Raw genomic sequence first — 22,324 nt, forward strand, 5'->3', positions numbered from 1 at the left:
TATTCTCGTTAGTCCGCCAGAAATAGCGGGCCCATTGGCGGTTTTGGAAGATCAAACCGGTCAGGGTAATCCACCGCGACCAGATACAGTCCTTCCGCTTTTGCCGTTGCTGCCGCCAGCGTTCTGTCCTTTGCCGCCAGCAGTTCTGCTATCCAGCTCTCCGGCTGGTTGTGGGCACCGACTTCCATCAGGCTGCCTACAATATTCCTGACCATATGATGTACAAAGGCATTTGCTTTGATATCTACCACCACATAAGGACCGTGACGCGTGACATTAATATGCATAACGTTGCGCCACGGGGTTCGGGACTGGCACTGCACCGCACGGAACGAGGTGAAATCATTCTCGCCCAGCAGGCATTGCGCGGCCCGATGCATCCGTTCAGCGTCCAGCGGTTCGTAAAAATGGGTTACCCCTTTACTCAGCACTGCCGGACGCAGCCGATGATTGTAGATGATGTAGCGATAACGGCGAGCCGTGGCGCTAAATCGGGCATGAAAATCATCAGGTACAGCTTTAACCCAACGCACGGCGATGTCACCAGGTAAATTCGCATTTACGCCCAACGTCCACGCAGCGTCTTTACGCTGTGCGGTAGTTTCGAAATGCACAACCTGCCCTGTACCGTGTACGCCTGCGTCGGTACGCCCGGCACAAAAGACGGTGATCGGTTCGTTCGCCACCTGAGAGAGTGCCTTTTCCAGTTTCTCCTGCACACTGCGTACTTCGTTCTGCCGTTGCCAGCCGTAATACTTACTGCCGTCGTACTCAATGCCCAGCGCAATTTTGTAAACTGGCGGTTGTTGCTGGTCGGACATTAGTACAGATACTCCTGCACCAGTTTCTCGGCGATTTTTACTGCCATCAGCGCGCCGCCAAAGCGAACGTTATCGGCCACTGACCAGAACTGGACTTGCTCCGGCATACCGTAGTCATTGCGTACACAGCCAACGGAAAGATGCGGCGTACCAGAAGCATCCCCCACCTGCGTCGGGAATTCGTTCTCTTCAGAGAGCACAATATCTTCGCCCTGGGCAAACGCATCACGCGCTTCTTCTGCCGCCAGCGGACGCAGAGCTTCAAAGTTGACCATCTGGGCATGACCGTAAAATACCGGTGCCTGAACAACACTTGCCGAAATCATCAGCCCTTCGTCTTGCAGAATTTTGCGTACTTCGTCAACGATACGACGTTCTTCACGCACGCTACCTTCGCTATCCGGCAGTAACGGCAGCATGTTGAACGCCAGCTGACGACCGAAGAAATCCTCTTCATCAATCGGAATACCGTTCAACAGTTTCGCGCTCTGTCCTGCTAACGCATCGACCGCTTTTTTACCCTGGGCGGAGGCAGAAATCAGGCTGGTGACGCTGATACGTGACAAACCGCCCTGATCGATTAACGGTTTCAGTGCTGCCAACAGCTGGCTGGTCAGGCTGTCCGGTACGGCGATGACATTTCGGTTGCGGTAATCGGTCAGTACAAACGGGTTAACTTCCGGCACCACCAGCGGTACGTCAGGTTCGAGAGCAAACAATCCGCTGCTGTCGATCACCAGGCAACCTGAGTTGGTCGCTTCTTCAACCCAGGCAGCGGTAGCTTCTTTGCCTGCGACAAAAAACGCCAGTTGCGCCTGCGTCCAGTCGAATTCAGCGGCATCCTGCACGGTGATTGTCTTACCACCAAAGCGCAGTTGTTCGCCTGCGCTTTCGTTACGTGCCAGTGCATAAATTTCCCCAACCGGGAACTGACGTTCAGCCAGCGTTTCAAGCAGGGCTTCGCCCACAGCGCCAGTTGCGCCCAGGACGGCAATGTTCCAGCCTTCAGACATGGTGGTTTACTCCAGAAATAGCAAAGCTCCCTGCCAATATTACAGCAGAGAGCATGAAGAAGAGATTAACGTGCCGGATGATGAACGGCGTTAAAACCCAGTTTACACAGCAATGATGCCGCACTGGCATCATCACAAATCACATACAGAGATGACCATTCACGGCGCTCAAGATAGTTTTTGCGCAGTTTATCGAACTCACCCGGTATCCCGGCGACTTTACGCAGCGGTGCGTCATCGCGGCGCACATCATACACCAAATGCACCAGCCTTTTCAGTGTCGGTTGATCGAGCGGACCATGCAGTGTAATACGGCCAAATTCTGGCGCGGGTAGCAACGTATCAAGCGCAACGTGTTGCTCATGCCCAATAAACTTGCTATACGCTTCAAATACTTGCGTAGTGCCACGGGCTTTACCTTCGAGGGTGTAGCCCGCAATATGCGGCGTGCCGATATCCACTTTTTTCAGCAATTCTACGTTGAGTTCCGGTTCGCCTTCCCAGACATCCAGCACTACGCTTAACTTCTGACCTTCATTCAGACAGGTCAACAGGGCAGTATTATCGACGACTGCGCCACGGCAGGCGTTAATCAAGATCGCTCCCGGCTTCAGGTTACGAATCAGTTTTTCGTCCGCCAGATGCAGCGTTTTGTAAGGTCCGTCTTTAAAGAGTGGCGTATGGAATGTCAGGATATCCGCATGCTGGACTAATTCATCCAACGAACGGAAATCGCCCTCATCCCCACGATCGGCACGCGGCGGATCGCAAAGCAAGGTTTTGATCCCCAGCGCTTCCAGTCGCGCCTGTAAACGCCGACCAACGTTACCAACGCCCACGATCCCCACGGTACGCTCATGCAGTGAAAATCCATCGCGTTCAGCAAGCATCAGCAGTGAGGAGAAAACATATTCCACCACCGCAATCGCATTACAGCCAGGTGCTGCGGAAAAACCAATTCCCGCCTGCTTTAACCATGCTTCATCGACATGGTCGGTTCCCGCTGTGGCTGTGCCAACAAATTTAATGGGTTTTCCTGCCAGCAAAGATTCATTCACTTTCGTGACCGAACGCACCATCAGCGCATCCGCATCTGCCAGTTGAGCTACTGGGATTGGACGCCCCGGAACCGCAGTCACCTCACCCAAACGGCTAAATAAGTCGCGGGCATAAGGCATATTTTCATCAACAAGGATTTTCACGTTTGTGTTACCTGTATGAGACGAGAGTTAACCGGACAAGTGTGCCATAATCTCGCGGCCAGGCATACTTGCGATGATTTCAGGTATAAGGATACGTAATGATACAACCTATTTCCGGCCCTCCTCCTGGGCAACCACCAGGTCAGGGAGATAACCTGCCGTCTGGCGCGGGCAATCAGCCTTTATCCAGTCAGCAACGTACTTCGCTGGAAAGCTTAATGACGAAAGTGACTTCGCTGACGCAACAGCAAAGAGCAGAACTGTGGGCGGGTATCAGGCATGATATTGGCCTGTCGGGAGATTCGCCGCTGCTTTCGCGTCACTTTCCCGCCGCTGAGCATAATCTGGCGCAACGTTTGCTGACCGCGCAAAAAAGCCATTCTGCCCGCCAGCTTTTAGCCCAATTGGGTGAGTATTTACGCCTGGGGAATAATCGTCAGGCGGTCACGGATTATATTCGTCATAACTTTGGTCAGACGCCACTGAATCAGCTCTCACCGGAGCAATTAAAAACCATTCTCACCCTGTTGCAGGAAGGGAAGATGGTTATCCCGCAACCGCAGCAGCGCGAGGCGACCGACCGTCCGTTATTACCGGCGGAGCACAATACGCTCAAACAGCTGGTTACCAAACTTGCGGCGGCAACGGGAGAACCCAGCAAGCAGATCTGGCAATCGATGCTGGAACTTTCCGGGGTGAAAGATGGTGAGTTAATTCCAGCGAAACTGTTTAACCATCTGGTGACCTGGCTGCAGGCGCGTCAGACGCTAAGCCAGCAAAATACGCCGACGCTGGAATCACTACAGATGGCGCTTAAACAACCTTTAGATGCCAGTGAACTGGCGGCGTTATCGGCATATATCCAGCAAAAATATGGCCTTTCTGCGCAATCATCGCTTTCTTCAGCCCAGGCTGAGGATATCCTTAATCAGCTTTATCAACGGCGGGTTAAAGGGATTGATCCGCGTGATATGCAACCGCTGCTTAATCCTTTTCCACCGATGATGGACACGTTGCAAAACATGGCAACGCGTCCCGCGCTGTGGATACTATTAGTCGCGATTATCCTGATGCTGGTCTGGCTGGTTCGTTAACCCCGACGAAACGACAGTATCGTGACAATAATTCCCAGCACCGCAGAGATCGCCCCGGCAAGAAATACCGATGAGTAACCAAATGTGGTCGCCAGCATTCCCGCCAGCGGCCCGGAGACGCCGAGGGCGATATCCTGAAACGCGGCGTAACCGCCCAGCGCGGTGCCACGAACTTGTGACGGTACACGTTTAACCACCTCCACGCCCAGCGCAGGAAAGATAAGCGAACATCCGGCTCCAGTTAACGCCGCGCCCGCTAATGCGACCCACGCACCTGGCGCCTGCCAGAGCAGCAACAAGCCCACTGTTTCTACAAGCAGAGAAACAATCGCCACTTTCACGCCGCCAAAACGGTCCGGCATCCAACCAAACATTACGCGCATCAAGACAAATGCCCCGCCAAACGCGGTAAGAGTAAAGCCCGCCATCGCCCATCCTTTGCTGGCAAAGTAGAGCGAAACGAAAGTTCCGATAACCGCAAAACCCACGCCTTGTAGCGCCAGACCTAACCCTGGTTTCCAGATAAGCCCGACAACGCTCCACAGCGATGGACGTTCTCCCGCCAGGGCCGGTACTTTGCGCACTGTGCCGTTGCAGGCCCACGCCAGTATGGGTAATGCCATTGTGGTGAGCGCCAGTGCAGCAAAACCGTAATGGCTATGAATCAACAGGCCAAGCGGTGCACCAACAGCGAGGGCACCGTAAATAGCCATTCCGTTCCATGACATCACTTTGCCGGAATGTTTTGGTCCAACGATGCCCAATCCCCAGGTCAGAGCGCCCGTCAGTAACTGGCTTTCACCAAAGCCAAGAATCAAACGTCCGACGACCAACAGAGCAAATTTGAACGGTGCGGAGACGGGCAAAATCGCCGCCAACAGCAGTGCGCCCCCCGCCAGACCACAAGCTAACATCCCCTGAAGCGCCGAACGTTTTGCACCATATTGATCGGCCAGTCGCCCGGCATAGCCACGCGTCAGCACCGTAGCCAAAAACTGAATGCCGACGGCAATCCCGACCATGGTGTTGCCATAGCCCAGCTCATGATGAACAAACAGCGGGATAACCGGCAATGGTAACCCTACGGTCATGTAGGTGAGAAAAACCGCAAAAGCGATGCGGAAAAGCGAAAAATTGGCAGAAGATCGTGTTTCGGTTTGGCTTACAGCAGTCATGCATTACTCCAGAATGCAGCGCGAGGCGAGGAATTTCCCCGTCTCATCTCTCTGGTTTCAGGGTTACGGTACGCGTTGGCAGGATTTAACGCGTACGTCTTTTCAGAAGGAAATCGACAAAGCGGGAAGTTTGCCTGGAACAGGCGGCGATTGTCAATGATGTGAAAAAGGGAACCATCGGGTTCCCTTTTTCTTTAGTGCCGGAGGCGGCACTGGCGCGTATCGTCGGATGCGACGCTGACGCGTCTTATCCGACCTACTCCGAATTAATCTTTCAGCTTACGCATTACCAGCGTGGCGTTGGTGCCACCGAAGCCGAAGCTGTTAGACATAACGGTAGTCAGTTCGCGATCGGTCGTTTCGGTCACAATGTTCAGACCTGCAGCCTGCTCGTCCAGCTCTTCAATGTTGATGCTCGGTGCGATAAAGCCGTGTTCCAGCATCAGCAGAGAGTAGATAGCTTCCTGCACACCCGCAGCGCCCAGAGAGTGACCGGTCATTGCTTTGGTTGCAGAAATTGCCGGGCTCTTATCGCCAAACACTTCACGGATAGCCGCCAGCTCTTTCACGTCGCCAACCGGAGTTGAAGTACCGTGAGAGTTCAGGTAGTCGATTGGCGTATCAACACCGTGCATCGCCATCTGCATGCAGCGAACTGCGCCTTCGCCAGACGGAGCAACCATGTCTGCACCATCAGACGTTGCGCCGTAACCAACGATTTCAGCATAGATGTGAGCCCCACGCGCCAGCGCGTGTTCCAGCTCTTCAACCACCACCATACCGCCGCCGCCAGCGATAACGAAACCGTCGCGGTGAGCGTCGTAAGTACGGGAGGCTTTTTCTGGGGTGTCGTTGTATTTAGTAGACAGCGCGCCCATCGCGTCGAATTCGCAAGCCATTTCCCAGCACAGCTCTTCGCCGCCGCCAGCAAACACGATGTCCTGTTTGCCCAGTTGGATCTGCTCTACTGCGTTACCGATACAGTGTGCGGAAGTCGCACACGCGGAGCTGATGGAGTAGTTAACGCCGTGAATTTTAAACGGCGTGGCGAGGCAGGCAGAAACACCAGATGCCATCGCTTTGGTGACCACATACGGGCCAACCGCTTTCAGGCCGCGCGGGCTACGCATAGCGTCGGCGCCGAACACCTGGAAACGCGGGGAACCGCCGCCAGAACCTGCAATCAGGCCAACGCGCGGGTTATTCTGATAAGCTTCCGGGGAGAGGCCAGCATCTGCAATTGCCTGCTCCATAGAAAGGAATGCATAAATGGATGCGTCGCTCATAAAGCGCACAACTTTGCGGTCAATGAGGCCAGTGGTATCCAGTTTTACGTTGCCCCAGACGTGGCTACGCATGCCGGAATCCTTCAGCTCCTGAGAGAAAGTGATCCCTGAACGTCCTTCACGCAGAGATGCCAGGACTTCCTGCTGGTTATTACCGATGCTGGAAACAATGCCCAGGCCAGTAATCACTGCACGTTTCATTCAATACCTCTGTAAGTCGCACATAGAGTAAGTTTCGAATGCACAATAGCGTACACTTGTACGCCGAACAAGTCCGATCAGCCAATTAATAGAGAAATTTGCGCAGCCTGACACACATCGCTAAGATCGAGCCACCGCCTGTAAGACGAGTAACTTACGTGAAACACTACGCCATACAACCTGCCAACCTCGAATTTAATGCTGAGGGTACACCTGTTTCCCGAGATTTTGACGATGTCTATTTTTCCAACGATAACGGACTGGAAGAGACACGCTATGTTTTTCTTGGGGGTAACCAATTAGAGGCACGCTTTCCTGAACATCCGCATCCTCTGTTTGTGGTAGCAGAGAGCGGCTTCGGCACCGGATTAAACTTCCTGACGCTATGGCAGGCATTTGATCAGTTTCGCGAAGCTCATCCGCAAGCGCAATTACAACGCTTACATTTCATTAGTTTTGAGAAATTTCCCCTCACTCGTGCGGATTTAGGATTAGCGCATCAACACTGGCCAGAACTGGCACCGTGGGCAGAAAAACTTCAGGCGCAGTGGCCTTTGCCCTTGCCCGGTTGCCATCGTTTATTGCTCGATGAAGGCCGCGTGACGCTGGATTTATGGTTTGGTGACATTAACGAACTGACCAGCCAACTGGACGATTCGCTAAATCAAAAGGTAGATGCCTGGTTTCTGGACGGCTTTGCGCCAGCGAAGAACCCGGATATGTGGACGCAAAATCTGTTTAACGCCATGGCAAGGCTGGCGCGTCCGGGTGGCACTCTGGCGACATTTACGTCTGCCGGTTTTGTCCGCCGGGGTTTGCAGGAAGCCGGATTCACCATGCAAAAGCGCAAAGGATTTGGGCGTAAACGGGAAATGCTTTGCGGGGTGATGGAGCAAGCATTACCCCTCCCCTGCTCCACGCCGTGGTTTAACCGTACGGGTAGTCGCAAACGGGAAGCGGCGATTATTGGCGGTGGTATCGCCAGCGCATTATTGTCGCTGGCGCTATTACGGCGCGGCTGGCAGGTTACACTTTATTGTGCGGATGAGGCCCCCGCGCTCGGTGCTTCCGGCAATCGCCAGGGGGCGCTGTATCCGCTCTTAAGTAAACATGATGAAGCACTAAACCGGTTTTTCTCCAATGCGTTTACATTTGCTCGTCGGCTTTACGATTTATTGCCTGTTAAATTTGATCATGACTGGTGCGGCGTCACGCAGTTAGGCTGGGATGAGAAAAGTCAGCACAAAATCGCACAAATGCTGTCGATGGATTTACCCGCAGAACTGGCTGTGGCCGTTGATGCTAAGGCGGTTGAACAAATTACGGGCGTTGCGACAAATTGCAGCGGTATTACTTATCCGCAAGGTGGTTGGCTGTGTCCGGCAGAGCTGACCCGTAATGTGCTGGAACTGGCACAACAGCAGGGTTTGCAGATTTGTTATCAACATCAGTTAAAGGATTTATCCCGTAAGGATGACTGTTGGTTATTGAATTTTGCAGGTGATCAGCAAGCAACACACAGTGTGGTGGTACTGGCGAACGGGCATCAAATCAGCGGTTTCAGCCAAACGTTGTCTCTGCCGGTGTATTCCGTTGCCGGTCAGGTCAGCCATATTCCAACAACGCCGGAACTGGCGAAGCTGAAGCAGGTGCTGTGCTATGACGGTTATCTCACGCCACAAAATCCGGCGAATCAGCACCATTGTATTGGTGCCAGTTATCATCGCGGCAGCGAAGATACGGCGTACAGTGATGAAGATCAGCAGCAGAATCGCCAGCGGTTGATTGATTGTTTCCCGCAGGCGCAGTGGGCAAAAGAGGTTGATGTCAGTGATAAAGACGCTCGCTGCGGTGTGCGTTGTGCCACCCGAGATCATCTGCCAATGGTAGGCAATGTCCCTGATTATGATGCAACGCTCGCAGAATATGCATCTCTGGCGGAACAGAAAGACAACGCGGTCAGCGCGCCGATTTATGACGATCTTTTTATGCTTGCGGCTTTAGGTTCGCGTGGTTTGTGTTCTGCCCCGCTGTGTGCCGAGATTCTGGCAGCGCAGATGAGCGACGAACCGATTCCGATGGATAGCAATACGCTGGCGGCGTTAAATCCAAATCGGTTATGGGTGCGGAAGTTGTTGAAAAGGAAAGCGGTTAAGGCAGGGTAATCTGCTTTGGCAGCGTTTGTCGGATGCGGCGTGAACGCCTTATCCGACCTACGTGAAACCTGTAGGCCTGATAAGACGCGATAAGCGTCGCATCAGGCATTATGCACTCAATGTCGGATGCGGCGTGAACGCCTTATCCGACCTACGTAAAACCTGTAGGCCTGATAAGACGCGATAAGCGTCGCATCAGGCATGACGCTCCAGACGCCAACAACTTACTGCTGTGACGCCTGTTGAAACAGGTTTTCCCACATATCGGTCACCAGCGCCTGGTCTCGCGGCGACAACTCACCGGCACCAATGGCTTTTTCCAGACTCTGGCTAACGGTCGTATGTACCGCCTGGGCGGAGTGGTCATCACCACTTTCCAGTTCTGCGATGGCTAATGTCAGGTGGCCACGCAAATACCCACTGGCAAACAACTCATCATCACTGGCATGGTCAACCATACCGTCGATTAATGCCAGAATGCGTGATTCAAACTCCGCGATCATCTTCTTTCCTCATTGTAAAACGTGGCGCAGGCTTCAGTTGAGCGCTTCCGGCCACGGGAACTGTTCCGCCGTAAGTTCCGGCGTGTGATAATAATTTTGTAGTGCTTTAATGAAGCGTGCCGGACGCTCGGGAATACCGTTTGCCAGATAATCCATCACCTGTGCATGTACCCGCCGTTGAAATACCACGCGGTCCGGTTCGAAATCCCCTTCCAGATTGTCGCAACTGACATTAAACGGATATCCCGCCGCCACACAGAACAACCAGTCCAGCGCCTGCGGCTTCACTTCAACATCTTCAAACTGGCCTTGCGTTTGGACATCGCGTCCGTCCGGACAATACCAGTAGCCGAAATCAACCAGCTCACGGCGCGCTTTCCCGGCAATACACCAGTGCGAAATCTCATGAATTGCGCTGGCATAAAAGCCGTGAGCAAAGACGATTCGGTTATACGGTACTTCCGCATCAGCAGGAAGATAGATCGGTTCGTCGTCGCCTTTAATCAGACGGGTATTAAATTCATCGGCAAAGCAGCTATTAAAAATTTCAATCAACTGCTCATAGTGGTGTGTACTATTCATTAGTTCATCCCCAACCAGTGGAGGATCTCCTGTCCGTGGCTATCATAAAGTAATTTGGCACTCATCACCGCCGAGACGATAACAATCATTGGGCGAATCAGCTTTTGCCCTTTGCTCAACACCAGTCTTGACCCCATGCGCGCGCCGAGGAACTGCCCCACCAGCATCACAAATCCTGTCGCCCAAATCACTTTGCCGCCGAGAATAAACAGCAGCAAACCGCCGATATTAGACGTTGCGTTGAGTAATTTGGCGTGGGCCGTGGCTTTGGCGAGGTTAAAGCCGCACAGCGTAACGAAGGCTAACGCGTAAAACGATCCGGCAGCCGGGCCAAAGAATCCATCGTAAAAACCTACGCAGCCCCCCGCCACCAGCGCAAATGGCAGTCCATACATCCGACGCTGGCGATCTTCTTCTCCCAGTTTGGGCATCAGTAAGAAATAAAGACCAATACAAATCACCAGAATGGGCAAAATCTGCCGCAAGACATCAGCCTGAACGTACTGCACCAGCAAAGCGCCGCTCATTGAGCCGATAAAGGTCATGGCGATATTGAGTTTCTGATCGCTTAAGCTAACCACTTTGCGGCGAATAAAATAGATAGTGGCAGAAATAGAGCCACCGCAGGCTTGCAGTTTATTGGTTGCCAGCGCGTTAGCCGGAGACATCCCCGCCGCCATTAATGCCGGAATGGTGAGTAGCCCACCGCCCCCGGCAATAGAGTCGATAAATCCCGCCAGTATGGCGACAAAAAAGAGGAGTCCCAGTAATAGCGGGGAAACCATAAACAGGCTATTAAACGTTTCCATTAGATCACGTGCTCATCCAGTAGCGCCTGGCAGGAAGGCGGCAACGGAGGCGGTGTCTTCTTCTCAGGCTTTGTTGTTCCCGGTTTTGGAGGTTCAAACCAGCTTTGCAGTTCTGCCCCGCAACCATCGCCCGGTGGCGGTAAAGGTTGATCTTCACACTCCAGACTATCGGCAGGACAACGTAATCGTACATGCATATGGGCGCGATGCTGGAACCAGGGTCGCACTTTGCGCAACCAGTCGCGATCGGTGCCCGCATCAAGGCAAAGTTGTTGTTTAATCGCCGGATTAACAAAAATACGCGTGACGTCTTTGTCCTGCGCGGCGAGTTTAATCAAGCTGAAAATTTCGGGCTTCCACAGCGCGGGGACAACGTGTTTACCGTCGCGGGAAACCAAATCTAATGCTTGCGGGCGCAAGAGTTGCGCGGAGGTCCAGCGTTTTTTCGGCAGTTGCAGGAAGATGTCCACATCCAGTCCGGTCTGATGACTGGCGTGACCGCCATTGAAACGCCCACCAGCAGGCATTCCCATATCGCCAATCAGCACCGTGCCCATACCCAGATTGCTCACCTGGCTACTCAGACGCTGGATAAACATCACCAGGTCCGGGTGCCCGAAATAGCGACGCTGATCGGTACGCATGACCTGATAATGTTCGGACTGTATCGGCAGCGTGTCAGCACCAACGATACAGCCATTTGAAAAACTGCCTATCGATTGTGCACTACCCGGCACAGGTTGGGTTATTTTTTGCCACGGCGTCGCTGCCAGGCTGGCGCTGCTGGCAAGCAGGGCCAGCAGCGCAATCGCAGTTTTGTTCATTTTTACCAGCGTGGAATATCAGTCTTCACATCAGCATTTTGCGCCCGTTGCCGTAACAGGTGATCCATTAAAACGATCGCCAGCATCGCTTCCGCGATCGGCACCGCGCGGATCCCAACACAAGGATCGTGACGGCCTTTGGTGATCATCTCAACTTCTTCGCCAAAGCGGTTAATGGTGCGTCCAGGCACAGTAATGCTGGAGGTCGGTTTCAGCGCCATATGGGCAATGATTTGCTGCCCGCTGCTGATGCCGCCGAGAATACCGCCCGCATGGTTGCTCTGGAAACCGTCTTTGGTGATTTCGTCGCGGTTCTGGCTGCCACGCAGCGCTACCACGTCAAAACCATCACCAATTTCCACACCTTTCACCGCGTTGATGCTCATCAGCGCGTGGGCGATGTCGGCATCCAGGCGATCAAAGACCGGCTCGCCAAGTCCGGCGGGTACGCCACTGGCAACAACGGTGACTTTCGCGCCAATAGAGTCACCCTCTTTTTTCAGCGCGCGCATCAGTTCATCTAAGGCTTCGATTTTGTCCGGATCCGGGCAGAAGAATGGATTTTGCTCGACCTGAGACCAGTCTTTGATTTCCAGCGGAATGTCGCCCATTTGGGTCAGGCAGCCGCGAATTTCTATACCAAATTTCTCAGCGAGATATTTTTTGGCAATCGCCCCTGCTGCAACGCGCATGGCGGTTTCGCGAGCGGAAGAACGACCGCCGCCGCGGTAATCGCGCAGACCGTATTTTTGTTCGTAGGTGTAATCGGCATGGCCTGGACGGAAAACGTCTTTAATTGCGCTGTAATCCTGAGAACGCTGGTCAGTGTTTTCGATCAACAAACCAATGCTGGTGCCGGTAGTAACGCCTTCAAAAACACCGGAGAGAATTTTGACCTGATCTGGCTCACGACGCTGGGTGGTATAGCGCGATGTCCCAGGGCGACGACGGTCGAGATCGTGTTGCAGGTCCGCTTCCGTCAGCGGAATACCTGGCGGAACACCATCGACGATGCAGCCGAGCGCCAGCCCGTGCGATTCGCCGAAGGTGGTTACGCGAAAGAGTTGTCCAATTGTGTTTCCAGCCATCACGGCTCCGTTATTGTTGTGTTTGCGTGTTTACTTAATCTTTATAAATCGCGAAATGTTCTTGTGCAGCAATAAGCTGCTCTTTGGTGAGCATAAACACACCATCACCGCCGTTATCAAACTCCAGCCAGGTGAACGGAACATCCGGATATTGTTCCATAAGATGTACCATGCTGTTGCCGACTTCACAAATCAGCACGCCATCATCAGCAAGGTAATCTGCCGCATTACCGAGAATACGACGCGTCAGTTTCAGGCCGTCAGTACCAGATGCCAGACCCAGTTCCGGCTCGTGACGGTATTCATTTGGCAGGTCGGACATATCTTCCGCATCAACGTACGGCGGGTTAGTGACGATCAGGTCGTACTGCACTTTCGGCAAGTCCCGGAACAGATCGGAACGAATCGGAATGACGTTGTGGATCAGACCATGTTCTTCGATGTTCTGTTCAGCAACCGCCAGCGCGTCAGGAGAGATGTCTACCGCGTCGACTTCTGCTTCCGGGAAGGCATAAGCGCAGGCAATCGCAATACAGCCGCTTCCGGTGCACATATCTAAAATGTGCTGCGGTTGCTTGCTGATGAGTCCGGCAAATTTATTGTTGATCAGTTCACCAATCGGCGAGCGCGGCACCAGCACACGTTCATCGACGTAAAATTCATGACCGCAGAACCAGGCTTTGTTGGTCAGGTAGGCCACCGGAATGCGTTCGTTGACGCGGCGGATCACGCGCTCAACAATACGATGTTTTTCGCTGGAAGTCAGACGCGCGGTGCGCATATCTTCCGGAATATCCAGCGGCAGGTAGAGCGATGGCAGCACCAGTTGTACGGCTTCATCCCACGGGTTATCGGTGCCGTGGCCGTACCAGATATTTGCCGCGCTGAAGCGGCTCACCGACCAGCGCAACATGTCCTGAATGGTTTGCAGCTCATTTACTGCTTCATCAACGAAAATTTTATCCACGTATTCCTCCAGGGCATGGTCGCATTAATTTCGGCGGCTAGTTTGCCATGAAGATGACGATAAATCAGCATTCACGCGCGGTGAGTGAGGAAAAATACGTTTAAAACGATCGATTAGACGACGAGTCGGGTAAACTGTAGGAAAATTAGAAATGAGAGATGTAAATGAAAAAGAAATCATCACTTAGCGAGGAGGACCAGGCGCTGTTCCGCCAGTTGATGGCGGGGACCCGCCAGATAAAGCAGGACACCATCGTCCATCGGCCGCTACGTAAAAAAATTAGCGAAGTACCGGTCAAGCGGTTAATTCAGGAACAGGCCGATGCCAGCCATTATTTCTCCGATGAGTTTCAACCGTTATTGAATACCGAAGGTCCGGTGAAATATGTCCGTCCGGATGTCAGCCACTTTGAAGCGAAGAAACTGCGCCGCGGCGATTATTCGCCGGAGTTGTTTTTGGATTTACACGGTTTGACGCAGTTGCAAGCTAAGCAGGAACTTGGGGCTCTGATTGCCGCCTGCCGTCGTGAACATGTGTTTTGCGCCTGCGTGATGCATGGTCATGGTAAGCATATTTTGAAGCAGCAAACGCCGCTGTGGCTGGCGCAACATCCCCATGTGATGGCGTTTCATCAGGCACCGAAAGAGTACGGCGGTGATGCAGCTTTATTAGTGTTGATTGAAGTGGAAGAGTGGTTGCCGCCTGAGTTGCCCTGACATCATTATCAACATGTACTTTCACCGACCAGCTAACTGGTCGGTGAAAGATTAACATTACAATTCATTTAAGACATATTGGAAACGGCACGTAGAATCAATCGGTTGCCGACTACTGGTATTCACCTTCACCACAATGTCGTGGAGTTTTCTATCCGTTAACGGTTTACGTGTCGGTGTGACTGTCACTGGATTTGCCCCTATATTTCCAGACATCTGTTATCACTTAACCCATTACAAGCCTGCTGCCGCAGATATTCCCGTGGCGAGCGATAACCCAGCGCACTATGCGGATGCCATTCGTTATAATGCTCGAACGCCTCTGCAAGGTTCTTTGCTGCCGTTAACCCGTCTGGTTTGGGCATGATACTGATGTAGTCACGCTTTATCGTTTTCACGAAGCTCTCTGCTATTCCGTTACTCTCCGGACTCCGCACCGCCGTGTTCTTCGGTTCAAGTCCCAACATCCGGGCGAACTGGCGTGTTTCATTAGCCCGGTAGCATGAACCATTATCCGTCAGCCACTCCACTGGAGACGACGGAAGATCGTTGCCGAAGCGGCGTTCCACCGCTCCCAGCATGACGTCCTGTACTGTTTCACTGTTGAAGCCGCCGGTAGTGACCGCCCAGTGCAGTGCCTCACGATCACAGCAGTCCAGCGCGAACGTGACACGCAGTCTCTCTCCGTTATCACAGCAGAACTCGAACCCGTCAGAGCACCATCGCTGATTGCTTTCTTTCACGGCCACTCTGCCTGTATGTGCCCGTTTCGATGGCGGTACAGCAGGTTTTCGCTCAAGCAACAGCGCATTCTGGCGCATGATCCGGTAAACACGTTTGGCATTGATCGCAGGCATACCATCAAGTTCTGCCTGTCTGCGAAGCAGCGCCCATACCCGACGATAACCATACGTGGGCAGCTCTCCGATAACATGGTGTATACGGAGAAGCACATCCGTATCATCAGTGTGACGACTGCGGCGGCCATCCATCCAGTCATCGGTTCGTCTGAGAATGACGTGCAACTGCGCACGCGACACCCGGAGACAACGGCTGACTAAGCTTACTCCCCATCCCCGGGCAATAAGGGCGCGTGCGCTATCCACTTTTTTGCCCGTCCATATTCAACGGCTTCTTTGAGGAGTTCATTTTCCATCGTTTTCTTGCCGAGCAGGCGCTGGAGTTCTTTAATCTGCTTCATGGCGGCAGCAAGTTCAGAGGCAGGAACAACCTGTTCTCCGGCGGCGACAGCAGTAAGACTTCCTTCCTGGTATTGCTTACGCCAGAGAAATAACTGGCTGGCTGCTACACCATGTTGCCGGGCAACGAGGGAGACCGTCATCCCCGGTTCAAAGCTCTGCTGAACAATTGCGATCTTTTCCTGTGTGGTACGCCGTCTGCGTTTCTCCGGCCCTAAGACATCAATCATCTGTTCTCCAATGACTAGTCTAAAAACTAGTATTAAGACTATCACTTATTTAAGTGATACTGGTTGTCTGGAGATTCAGGGGGCCAGTCTAGTCACCTTTGCATTATCGCAACCATAAGAGGTAAACGTTAATAAATCTGAAACTGCACGACAGTATGCTCCTCTGGCATCAAAATTACTGCCATCGCAGAGATTGCCACTTTCCATCAAATAGGTCGAAAGCGTTGTCGTGATGGTTGAACCATTGGATTGTAATTGCAACGTTTTAGAATGGCTAACATAACTATCACTCCAGGATATATCATAAGAAGATACTGGAATTGTTGGACAAACAGTACGACTCACTGTTGGACTTGTATATGCACTAAATCCACTGGCCTGGGCAACTGAATAAAGAGAGGCAATCCATGGGCAGCCATAATCATCAGATGCGACCGTGACATTAAAAGTCATAAATCCGCAGACATATATAGTCGTATTCATACCTGGGCAGTTTGAGCTATCTGTGCGGCCCCAGTCAGCCAGCACTAGCTTTGGTGCCGGACCTGAGCCGGTCCAGGATATTACCGGGAGAGTATCGCCTCTCCCCGCGCGTGTTGCATTGTATTGACCATAAGCGACTTCTTTTGGCGTTAATACCGTAACATAGTAATATAAAGTACCCTGCATAGAGGCATTATTCATTGCATAATATACTGCAGTCCCTGGAAAGCTTGAGCTGTAGAGCTTATCACCAGCATAGCTCTTTGGGGTTCCTAAACTGAGAGCAAGTAATATCAGACTTGCGAAACAAATCATCCATTTTTTCATATTATATATACTCGAAGGTTGCCGTCAGGTTGGCGGTAAAATCGCCCATCGTTACTTCCCGACCGCTTTTCGCCTGTAGCCAGGCCCTGAAATTAATATTATTGCTGCCATCGCTAAGCGTGAATTTCGCCCCGGAGGGGTTGTTAATCGCCACCCGTACACCGTCCGTCGTTTCCATCCCAATTCCGACGCCTTGCGCGGTTGATGTGGTATCCAGCGCCAGGAAACCGGGCTGCTCACTGTCTTCCGTACCGGTAAGGGTCACCTGGACCTGATAACTCGCGGGCCCCTTACAATCTTTCAGCTTAAACACCACCGGGATGTGCGCAGACTCCCCCGTAGCCATAAGATCCCGACGACTGATAGTCGGAAAATGGACTTCGGCCAGATTCCCGCTCTCAACCACCAGCGTACAAGAACGGCTGAGTAAGTTGCCGTAAAAATGCAGGTTGTTGTCCACGGCCAGAGCACGTATGCTGCAGATCAACAACAGGCCCGCTAACAGCCCATAACCGAGTGAACAAATACGTTCTGTCTTCATTGATAATCCACCCGCAAGGTTGCATAGGCTGAAAAGGTGGTATCGCTCAGCACCGCATCGGCTGACTTCACTGGTACGGCCTCCAGTTTCGGCTTTTGGGTAAAATCGGTGGCGTTAATGGCAAGCGGAGTATTCAACACAAAACGCTGACCATCATGCTGAAGCTCAATACCAAAGCCGGGAACGTCTGTTTCGATAGCCGCGTTATTGTAGGCGGTCGGCGTCCCCGTCCAGGTGAGCGTCATGTTCAAGCTGGGATCGCGCGTGTCAGAGTCACAGCTCAGGTCATATTCCACTTCCTTGCGGCCATAGTCCCCGTTGATACTGTCGATGATGAGATCGCGAAATTCCACTTCGAGGGTCTTTCCATCGCTGATAGCACAGACAGGCGGTGCCACCAGCGTACCGTGGAAGGTGATGTCATCGTCAGCCGCCAGCGCAACGCCACCGCAGGTGCAGAGTAAAAGGAACAAGCGTTTTTTCATTGGTAATCCACCACCATCGTCATAGTGGCGTTAAAAACCGCAGGCATAAGCTGCGCTCCGCTCTGTTTAACCGGCACTGCTTTGAGATTGGGCGACTGGTAAAAGTTGAAAGGAGTCCAGTTACCTTCACCCACTCTGAACAAAGAGTTATCGGCACCGTTTTCGATGCGAATGCCCAGGCCTGGTATTTCGGTGGCCATGACAGTTTCCCCGTTAATCACGGTGGTTGCGCCTTTAAGCTGCATCCGCAGTTCATCAGCACCCACCGCCCTGTTATCACAGTTCAGGGTATAAAGCGGGGTCGTGGTACGGTAATTTGTGCCATTGATTTTGCTAATGTAGACATTGCCAAAATCCACGTTGCTCCCCTTTACGGAACAGGGCGGTGGCCCATCCACCAAAATGCGCAACGACAATGACACCTTTTTACTTTGCCCTGCGACAGCAAGGTTCCCCATCAGCCAGCCGCTCAGGAGAAAAATGCCCGTTCCCACCAGAAACGTGTATTTCATAAGACTCTCCCGGCATCAGCCTTTGCGGCTTTGCTCTGCATCCACCTGGCAATTATTGCCAGTGCATTTAAAGTTCAGCGACAATCGCGCACCGTAGTCGTTGACATAAGTCAGCACCGGCACAGTGTCCATCTTCACATTCAACGGTGCGGACGATTTCGGCGGCATGACCAGCGGCGTAAACCCAGCTGCCGGATTACCATTTTTCTGTGTGCTGGCATTGCTGATAATCACGTAATACGGCGTGGGGTTGTTGACGGTGAACGCCTGGCCATTGCGGGTTAACGTCACCTTGTGCTGCCACGGGTCTCTCATGTTAATTTTTGCCAGTGCCTTGGGTCGCCAGAACAATTTGATACGCGTTTGCAGGGCAATCTGCAGCGTATTAGGTTTGTTCGATTTTGGCGGGATTTCACGCACGTTAAAGTAGAACATGCTCTCACGATCGGCGGGTAACTTGTTGATATCCGGCATTCCCTGGACTTTTACCTGACCATTCATCATCGCATCTATACGCTGTACCGGCGGCAGTACCGTAAGTGGCGAGCTGATTTTGTTGCCCTTTTCGTCCTCCATCCAGCTTTGCGCCAGGTAGGGCTGCTTCGGGTCGTTATTGCGCAACGTGACGCTGATAGATTTGTCGCCTTCATTGAAGATCAGGCGTGTGCGATCGGGCGTCACCGATGCGTCGGTTGTAAAACTGGCGGCCGCCACCAGCAGCGCCAGCGCCGGGGCAACGCGTGTTGCAGAGCGAGTCAATGTATACATGGATCAATCCTTAATCACGTTATTGGTTTGCTGAAATAGCCATGGGTTCCGCGCCAGGTGTGACCTGCTGCGTTTGTTCCTGAATCATCGGTTTAATCTCTACCGGAGCCGCAGGCATCACCGCGCCTTGTTGCTTGCAGGGCAGTAACAGGCCATTGAACAGGTCGGCGGGTAGCGGGTCTGGCAGAGAAATCTCACAGTGGGGTTCACCATTCCATGAGACACGCATGTGTTCGCCCGCTTTTACCCCGGCCAGATAGACGTTGCCGTCATCATCAACCAGGCCGACCTGCTGGTCATGCTCGTTACTCACTTCCGCACCGAATGGTGGGTAACTGCCATCACTCATGCGCAGAACTGCCATCGCCTTTTGCCCACTGATGACCGCAAATTGACGATAGCCAATAGCGCCTTCGGTAAGCGTCGCCTGCACGACAGACTGCGTGGCTTCGGCGTTTTCTGGCAGTTTGGTCAGGTCAATCGTGGCCTGGTTACGGTAGTAATTATTGACGTCGGCAACGACGGCTTTGCCAAACATATTGGTGTACACCGCTGCACCGTTTCCTTCGACCGGTACGTCCGCGACACCGTCAGCGTCAATCAGTAATCGCGTACCGCCCATATTTTGAGTACGGTGCAACGCGCCACCGTGAGCCGTGAGCGTAGCGCCGCCCTGTAGCGACAACCCGGCAGAGGTGTACTGCCCTTCATGGTAGTTGGCACTGAGGTCCACATGGGCCATTGAACCGTCACGGCTGTAATAACCATCCACGCTGGAGTGATTTTCACTGTTGCCCACGTTTATCTGATAATGACTGGCGTCATCGATACGGCTGAAATACCCTACCTGGCTGCTGTCTGAACCGCTACCGTAGTTGCCGTTGTAACTCACAACGCTGCTATCGCCCCACGGCATGCTTAAGGAGATGTAGACGCCTTTGTCAGCGCTGTCGTCATACTCGTAGCGATAACCGGTCAGAGAGATACTCATGTTACGAATGCCGCCCATATTGAAATAGTGGGAGAGCATTACGTTGTAGTTGGTCTGTTCATCACGATCCCAGTAGGTGTGACGCGTATAGTTCAGATAAACAGAAACACCGGCATCCCTGAAGTTCTGGTTATAGGTGGCGGTGTACATCTCTTTATCATTGCCTGAGCGGACCATTGCGCTGTCATTCGCGTCCAGGTACTCGCTCATGGTCATATAGTTCTCTTCCGAGAAGCGGTATCCGGCGAAGGTGACGCGGCTGTTGAGTTCGTCAAAGTCTTTGGAATAACTGACTCTGAAAGAGTTACCGTCGAGCGTGCTTTTTCCGTAAGGGGTCGAATCGTCAAGTCGGGTATGCGAGTGGGTGATATCAAAGGCCATCGCGCCGAAAACGGAGAGATCGCGACCAATCCCAAGCGCGGCTGACTGGTAATTTTCATCGCCAAGCGCCCCGCCATACAGCGACCAGCCGTTTGCTATCCCCCAGGACGCCTCGCCACCGGAAAAGAACCCGCCTTGCACATGGTGCCCCCACTCCTGTGGTCGCCCCATCATAATTTTGTAGCGCACCTGGCCCGGGCGAGTCAGGAACGGCATGGAGGCAGTGCTGATGTCATACTCCTGCACCTGACCGTTTGTCTCTTCAATGCGCACATGCAGCGTACCAGAGCTAAAATCGGCGAGATCCTGGATACGGAATGGCCCGGCTGGCACCTGGGTTTCATAGATTACGCGCCCGGCCTGGCTAACGGTGACTTTCGCCGCCGTATGGGCCACGCCGGAAATATCCGGGGCATAGCCGCGCAGGTTCGGCGGCAGCATTTGATCGTCAGTACTGATACTACCGCCGATGTAGTTAAAGCCATCGAAAATATCGGAATCGAGGTAATCTTCACCGAGTGCCAGTTTGGCTTTCAGGCTCGGTAACGCGCGCCAGGCATAGTAACGGCTCCAGTCCCAGTTTCTTTCGGTGCTGTCTTCCGTCTCTTCGTCGTTACTGCGGGTATGCTGATAATCGCTCTGCCAGTCGGCTCGCAAGCGCCACGGCCCAAGGTTAACGCCAACCGTACCGTTGCCGCTGATATCGTTGCTGTCATCACCGCCATTTTCTTCGTGTCGGGTTTGGGCGTTGATGCTGTAATCGGCAATTAAACCTGAGATGCCATCATCCCAGCGCGAGGGAGGGTCCCAGTCGACATCGCTGTATTCAAGATAAGCCTGCGGCAAGCTGATAAGGAGTGCGGACTGGCTTAAATCAACACGCATTTCCAGACCGTCTAATTGGCCTGGCTTGAGGCATTTACCGTCGTGAACCCATTGAAAATTTTTCGCAATGTCTTCTTTGAAACCAAGCAGTGCCACCAGGTCTGGCGACAGGCAGGCGTAAGTCTTATTGGCATCATTTTCTGTTGCATACCAGTAAATATCATATTCACCGGGTAACGGCTGTTTATTAATCTCAACCTGTAAACTGTATTTACCTGGCTCAACATAACCCTGGCTTGAAAAGCGTTTTAAATCGATTTTCGTGTCGCCTTTTAATTCCAGAAAACGGGAATCAAACTGAATATCTTCATCAGCCCAGGCATTGATATGGCATCCAGAGATGGCCACGGCAACGCACCAGGGAAGCGCCCGTAAGCGGAAAAGGGAATGGTCAGGCATACACGTATTCATCCGTGATTATTATAATAAGTCCAAAAACTCGCCAAAATCCCCCATAGCGCGATGCTATGGGGGTGAATTACCTTAGAGATAGGTAATCTGGAAGGTGGTATTCGCTTCAAAACCACCCAGGTCAGGCGTACCCGTCGCACCGACTAACCAGGCTTTGAAGTTCAGAGTCTGTTTAGGTTTGCCTTTATTAGTTACTGAGTCATTTACGATCGGCTGTTTAATACCAGCACCGCTTTTATAGGAAGTACCTTGCTTATCACCAATCGCCAGGCTTACATTGTTAAACGCAGCACCTGTATCGGTATTAAAAATGGTGTAGTAATTGTCGTTTCCCGTAGAAACGTTACCGGTGAATGTCGTTTCCATGTTCGTTTGGGTATCAAATACGCAGTCCTGTAAACGAATCTGAAAGTCTTTCGGCGTGGTAGTCCCGTTGTTTTTGAGTGCTTCTGCACCAATGTTGCCTAAATCCACTTCCAGTTTGTGATCGTCTGGAACGATAGAGCACGGAGAGTCTTCAATGGTGCCATAGAAACGTGCAGTACCGTTGTTGCCTGCAGCGAAGGCTGACGTGGAGACAACTGCGCCCATCACCATTGCGGCTGCAATGGCAGTTTTGGCAAACTTACTCATTATTTGTCCTTAAATCATTAAAATGTATAATACAAGCAACT

22 protein-coding genes and 1 pseudogene are annotated in these 22,324 nt (G+C 52.5%); 3 read left to right on the forward strand and 20 right to left on the reverse strand.

Annotation, left to right across the window (positions count from 1 at the left end):
• Nucleotides 1–8: 8 nt before the first annotated feature.
• From truA to pdxB, 3 genes are all read right to left on the reverse strand, one after another.
• Complete coding sequence (truA, locus tag QUF14_RS14875; protein WP_001283589.1) at nt 9–821, reverse strand: tRNA pseudouridine(38-40) synthase TruA; 813 nt, start codon at nt 819–821, stop codon at nt 9–11.
• Nucleotides 821–1,834, reverse strand: coding sequence for an aspartate-semialdehyde dehydrogenase (locus QUF14_RS14880; protein ID WP_001289165.1), 1,014 nt, complete (start codon nt 1,832–1,834; stop codon nt 821–823). The genes truA and QUF14_RS14880 overlap by 1 nt, the downstream gene beginning before the upstream one ends.
• A 65-nt stretch (nt 1,835–1,899) precedes the next feature.
• Nucleotides 1,900–3,036, reverse strand: coding sequence for a 4-phosphoerythronate dehydrogenase PdxB (pdxB, locus tag QUF14_RS14885; RefSeq protein WP_000699132.1), 1,137 nt, complete (start codon nt 3,034–3,036; stop codon nt 1,900–1,902).
• Between the two features lie 98 nt (nt 3,037–3,134).
• On the opposite strand from pdxB, the gene flk reads away from it, so the two are divergent.
• Nucleotides 3,135–4,130 carry a flagella biosynthesis regulator Flk gene (gene flk, locus QUF14_RS14890; protein WP_000615830.1) on the forward strand — a complete coding sequence of 332 codons (996 nt, stop codon included), beginning with the start codon at nt 3,135–3,137 and terminating at the stop codon, nt 4,128–4,130.
• Here flk and QUF14_RS14895 read toward each other — a convergent pair.
• Nucleotides 4,127–5,305, reverse strand: coding sequence for an arabinose transporter (locus QUF14_RS14895; protein ID WP_000127786.1), 1,179 nt, complete (start codon nt 5,303–5,305; stop codon nt 4,127–4,129). The genes flk and QUF14_RS14895 overlap by 4 nt on opposite strands.
• A 266-nt stretch (nt 5,306–5,571) precedes the next feature.
• Nucleotides 5,572–6,792: a beta-ketoacyl-ACP synthase I gene (gene fabB, locus QUF14_RS14900; RefSeq protein ID WP_000817187.1), complete on the reverse strand. Its 1,221-nt coding sequence runs from the start codon at nt 6,790–6,792 to the stop codon at nt 5,572–5,574.
• Nucleotides 6,793–6,950: 158 nt separating this feature from the next.
• Between fabB and mnmC the strand changes: the two genes are divergently transcribed.
• Nucleotides 6,951–8,957, forward strand: a complete 2,007-nt coding sequence (mnmC, locus tag QUF14_RS14905) for a bifunctional tRNA (5-methylaminomethyl-2-thiouridine)(34)-methyltransferase MnmC2/FAD-dependent 5-carboxymethylaminomethyl-2-thiouridine(34) oxidoreductase MnmC1 (protein WP_000683543.1) — start codon at nt 6,951–6,953, stop codon at nt 8,955–8,957.
• A 215-nt stretch (nt 8,958–9,172) separates the two neighbouring features.
• Here mnmC and QUF14_RS14910 read toward each other — a convergent pair whose 3' ends face one another.
• The 6 genes from QUF14_RS14910 to prmB are packed head-to-tail and all read right to left on the reverse strand — an operon-like array spanning nt 9,173 to nt 13,721.
• A complete protein-coding gene (locus tag QUF14_RS14910) occupies nt 9,173–9,451 on the reverse strand; it encodes a YfcL family protein (RefSeq protein ID WP_000559764.1) in 279 nt (92 codons plus the stop codon).
• Between the two features lie 33 nt (nt 9,452–9,484).
• On the reverse strand, nt 9,485–10,033 hold the full coding sequence (gene epmC / locus QUF14_RS14915) for an elongation factor P hydroxylase (protein ID WP_001089246.1): 549 nt from the start codon (nt 10,031–10,033) through the stop codon (nt 9,485–9,487).
• Complete coding sequence (locus tag QUF14_RS14920) at nt 10,033–10,842, reverse strand: sulfite exporter TauE/SafE family protein (RefSeq protein WP_000447348.1); 810 nt, start codon at nt 10,840–10,842, stop codon at nt 10,033–10,035. Before QUF14_RS14920 ends, epmC begins: the two co-directional genes overlap by 1 nt.
• Nucleotides 10,842–11,666 carry a penicillin-insensitive murein endopeptidase gene (gene mepA / locus QUF14_RS14925; protein WP_001043809.1) on the reverse strand — a complete coding sequence of 275 codons (825 nt, stop codon included), beginning with the start codon at nt 11,664–11,666 and terminating at the stop codon, nt 10,842–10,844. Before mepA ends, QUF14_RS14920 begins: the two co-directional genes overlap by 1 nt.
• A 2-nt stretch (nt 11,667–11,668) precedes the next feature.
• The gene (gene aroC / locus QUF14_RS14930) at nt 11,669–12,754 is read right to left on the reverse strand and encodes a chorismate synthase (protein ID WP_001353064.1); all 1,086 of its coding nucleotides are present in this window, start codon (nt 12,752–12,754) and stop codon (nt 11,669–11,671) included.
• A 34-nt stretch (nt 12,755–12,788) separates the two neighbouring features.
• Complete coding sequence (gene prmB, locus QUF14_RS14935; RefSeq protein WP_001353063.1) at nt 12,789–13,721, reverse strand: 50S ribosomal protein L3 N(5)-glutamine methyltransferase; 933 nt, start codon at nt 13,719–13,721, stop codon at nt 12,789–12,791.
• A gap of 164 nt (nt 13,722–13,885) precedes the next feature.
• Between prmB and smrB the strand changes: the two genes are divergently transcribed.
• Nucleotides 13,886–14,437: an endonuclease SmrB gene (gene smrB / locus QUF14_RS14940; protein WP_000730533.1), complete on the forward strand. Its 552-nt coding sequence runs from the start codon at nt 13,886–13,888 to the stop codon at nt 14,435–14,437.
• A 57-nt stretch (nt 14,438–14,494) separates the two neighbouring features.
• On the opposite strand, the pseudogene QUF14_RS14945 reads toward smrB, so the two are convergent.
• From QUF14_RS14945 to QUF14_RS14985, 9 genes and pseudogenes are all read right to left on the reverse strand, one after another.
• A pseudogene (locus QUF14_RS14945) lies at nt 14,495–14,626 on the reverse strand (StfH/YfcO family fimbrial adhesin); the annotation flags it as partial.
• Between the two features lie 11 nt (nt 14,627–14,637).
• Nucleotides 14,638–15,866, reverse strand: a protein-coding gene (locus QUF14_RS14950; RefSeq protein WP_097494069.1) for an IS3-like element IS2 family transposase whose coding sequence is annotated in 2 segments (ribosomal slippage) — nt 14,638–15,551 and nt 15,551–15,866 — 1,230 coding nt in all. Because the reading frame shifts where the segments join, the coding sequence is not laid out codon by codon here.
• 75 nt (nt 15,867–15,941) lie between these two features.
• Nucleotides 15,942–16,676 (reverse strand): StfH/YfcO family fimbrial adhesin, encoded by a 735-nt coding sequence (locus QUF14_RS14955; RefSeq protein ID WP_249822556.1) that lies wholly within the window; start codon nt 16,674–16,676, stop codon nt 15,942–15,944.
• Nucleotide 16,677: 1 nt separating this feature from the next.
• A complete protein-coding gene (locus QUF14_RS14960; protein ID WP_000846184.1) occupies nt 16,678–17,217 on the reverse strand; it encodes a fimbrial protein in 540 nt (179 codons plus the stop codon).
• A complete protein-coding gene (locus QUF14_RS14965) occupies nt 17,214–17,702 on the reverse strand; it encodes a fimbrial protein (protein WP_000746532.1) in 489 nt (162 codons plus the stop codon). Before QUF14_RS14965 ends, QUF14_RS14960 begins: the two co-directional genes overlap by 4 nt.
• Nucleotides 17,699–18,214: a fimbrial protein gene (locus QUF14_RS14970; protein WP_000877917.1), complete on the reverse strand. Its 516-nt coding sequence runs from the start codon at nt 18,212–18,214 to the stop codon at nt 17,699–17,701. The genes QUF14_RS14965 and QUF14_RS14970 overlap by 4 nt, the downstream gene beginning before the upstream one ends.
• Nucleotides 18,215–18,229: 15 nt before the next feature.
• Nucleotides 18,230–18,982 (reverse strand): fimbria/pilus periplasmic chaperone, encoded by a 753-nt coding sequence (locus QUF14_RS14975; protein WP_000288457.1) that lies wholly within the window; start codon nt 18,980–18,982, stop codon nt 18,230–18,232.
• A 19-nt stretch (nt 18,983–19,001) separates the two neighbouring features.
• Nucleotides 19,002–21,638, reverse strand: a complete 2,637-nt coding sequence (locus QUF14_RS14980; protein WP_286333057.1) for a fimbrial biogenesis outer membrane usher protein — start codon at nt 21,636–21,638, stop codon at nt 19,002–19,004.
• An 84-nt stretch (nt 21,639–21,722) separates the two neighbouring features.
• Nucleotides 21,723–22,283 carry a fimbrial protein gene (locus tag QUF14_RS14985; protein ID WP_000032642.1) on the reverse strand — a complete coding sequence of 187 codons (561 nt, stop codon included), beginning with the start codon at nt 22,281–22,283 and terminating at the stop codon, nt 21,723–21,725.
• Between the last annotated feature and the right edge of the window lie 41 nt (nt 22,284–22,324).

The organism is Escherichia sp. HH091_1A (genome assembly GCF_030295175.1).
GTDB lineage: Bacteria > Pseudomonadota > Gammaproteobacteria > Enterobacterales > Enterobacteriaceae > Escherichia > Escherichia coli_F.

Coding starts and splice junctions, on each gene's coding strand:
- QUF14_RS14965 (WP_000746532.1), bottom strand. CDS start 17,702: ATGAAAAAACGCTTGTTCCTTTTACTCTGCACCTGCGGTGGCGTTGCG.
- flk (WP_000615830.1), top strand. CDS start 3,135: ATGATACAACCTATTTCCGGCCCTCCTCCTGGGCAACCACCAGGTCAG.
- aroC (WP_001353064.1), bottom strand. CDS start 12,754: ATGGCTGGAAACACAATTGGACAACTCTTTCGCGTAACCACCTTCGGC.
- QUF14_RS14960 (WP_000846184.1), bottom strand. CDS start 17,217: ATGAAGACAGAACGTATTTGTTCACTCGGTTATGGGCTGTTAGCGGGC.
- smrB (WP_000730533.1), top strand. CDS start 13,886: ATGAAAAAGAAATCATCACTTAGCGAGGAGGACCAGGCGCTGTTCCGC.
- QUF14_RS14985 (WP_000032642.1), bottom strand. CDS start 22,283: ATGAGTAAGTTTGCCAAAACTGCCATTGCAGCCGCAATGGTGATGGGC.
- QUF14_RS14970 (WP_000877917.1), bottom strand. CDS start 18,214: ATGAAATACACGTTTCTGGTGGGAACGGGCATTTTTCTCCTGAGCGGC.
- QUF14_RS14975 (WP_000288457.1), bottom strand. CDS start 18,982: ATGTATACATTGACTCGCTCTGCAACACGCGTTGCCCCGGCGCTGGCG.
- fabB (WP_000817187.1), bottom strand. CDS start 6,792: ATGAAACGTGCAGTGATTACTGGCCTGGGCATTGTTTCCAGCATCGGT.
- QUF14_RS14980 (WP_286333057.1), bottom strand. CDS start 21,638: ATGCCTGACCATTCCCTTTTCCGCTTACGGGCGCTTCCCTGGTGCGTT.
- mepA (WP_001043809.1), bottom strand. CDS start 11,666: ATGAACAAAACTGCGATTGCGCTGCTGGCCCTGCTTGCCAGCAGCGCC.
- truA (WP_001283589.1), bottom strand. CDS start 821: ATGTCCGACCAGCAACAACCGCCAGTTTACAAAATTGCGCTGGGCATT.
- QUF14_RS14920 (WP_000447348.1), bottom strand. CDS start 10,842: ATGGAAACGTTTAATAGCCTGTTTATGGTTTCCCCGCTATTACTGGGA.
- epmC (WP_001089246.1), bottom strand. CDS start 10,033: ATGAATAGTACACACCACTATGAGCAGTTGATTGAAATTTTTAATAGC.
- QUF14_RS14955 (WP_249822556.1), bottom strand. CDS start 16,676: ATGAAAAAATGGATGATTTGTTTCGCAAGTCTGATATTACTTGCTCTC.
- QUF14_RS14880 (WP_001289165.1), bottom strand. CDS start 1,834: ATGTCTGAAGGCTGGAACATTGCCGTCCTGGGCGCAACTGGCGCTGTG.
- QUF14_RS14910 (WP_000559764.1), bottom strand. CDS start 9,451: ATGATCGCGGAGTTTGAATCACGCATTCTGGCATTAATCGACGGTATG.
- QUF14_RS14895 (WP_000127786.1), bottom strand. CDS start 5,305: ATGACTGCTGTAAGCCAAACCGAAACACGATCTTCTGCCAATTTTTCG.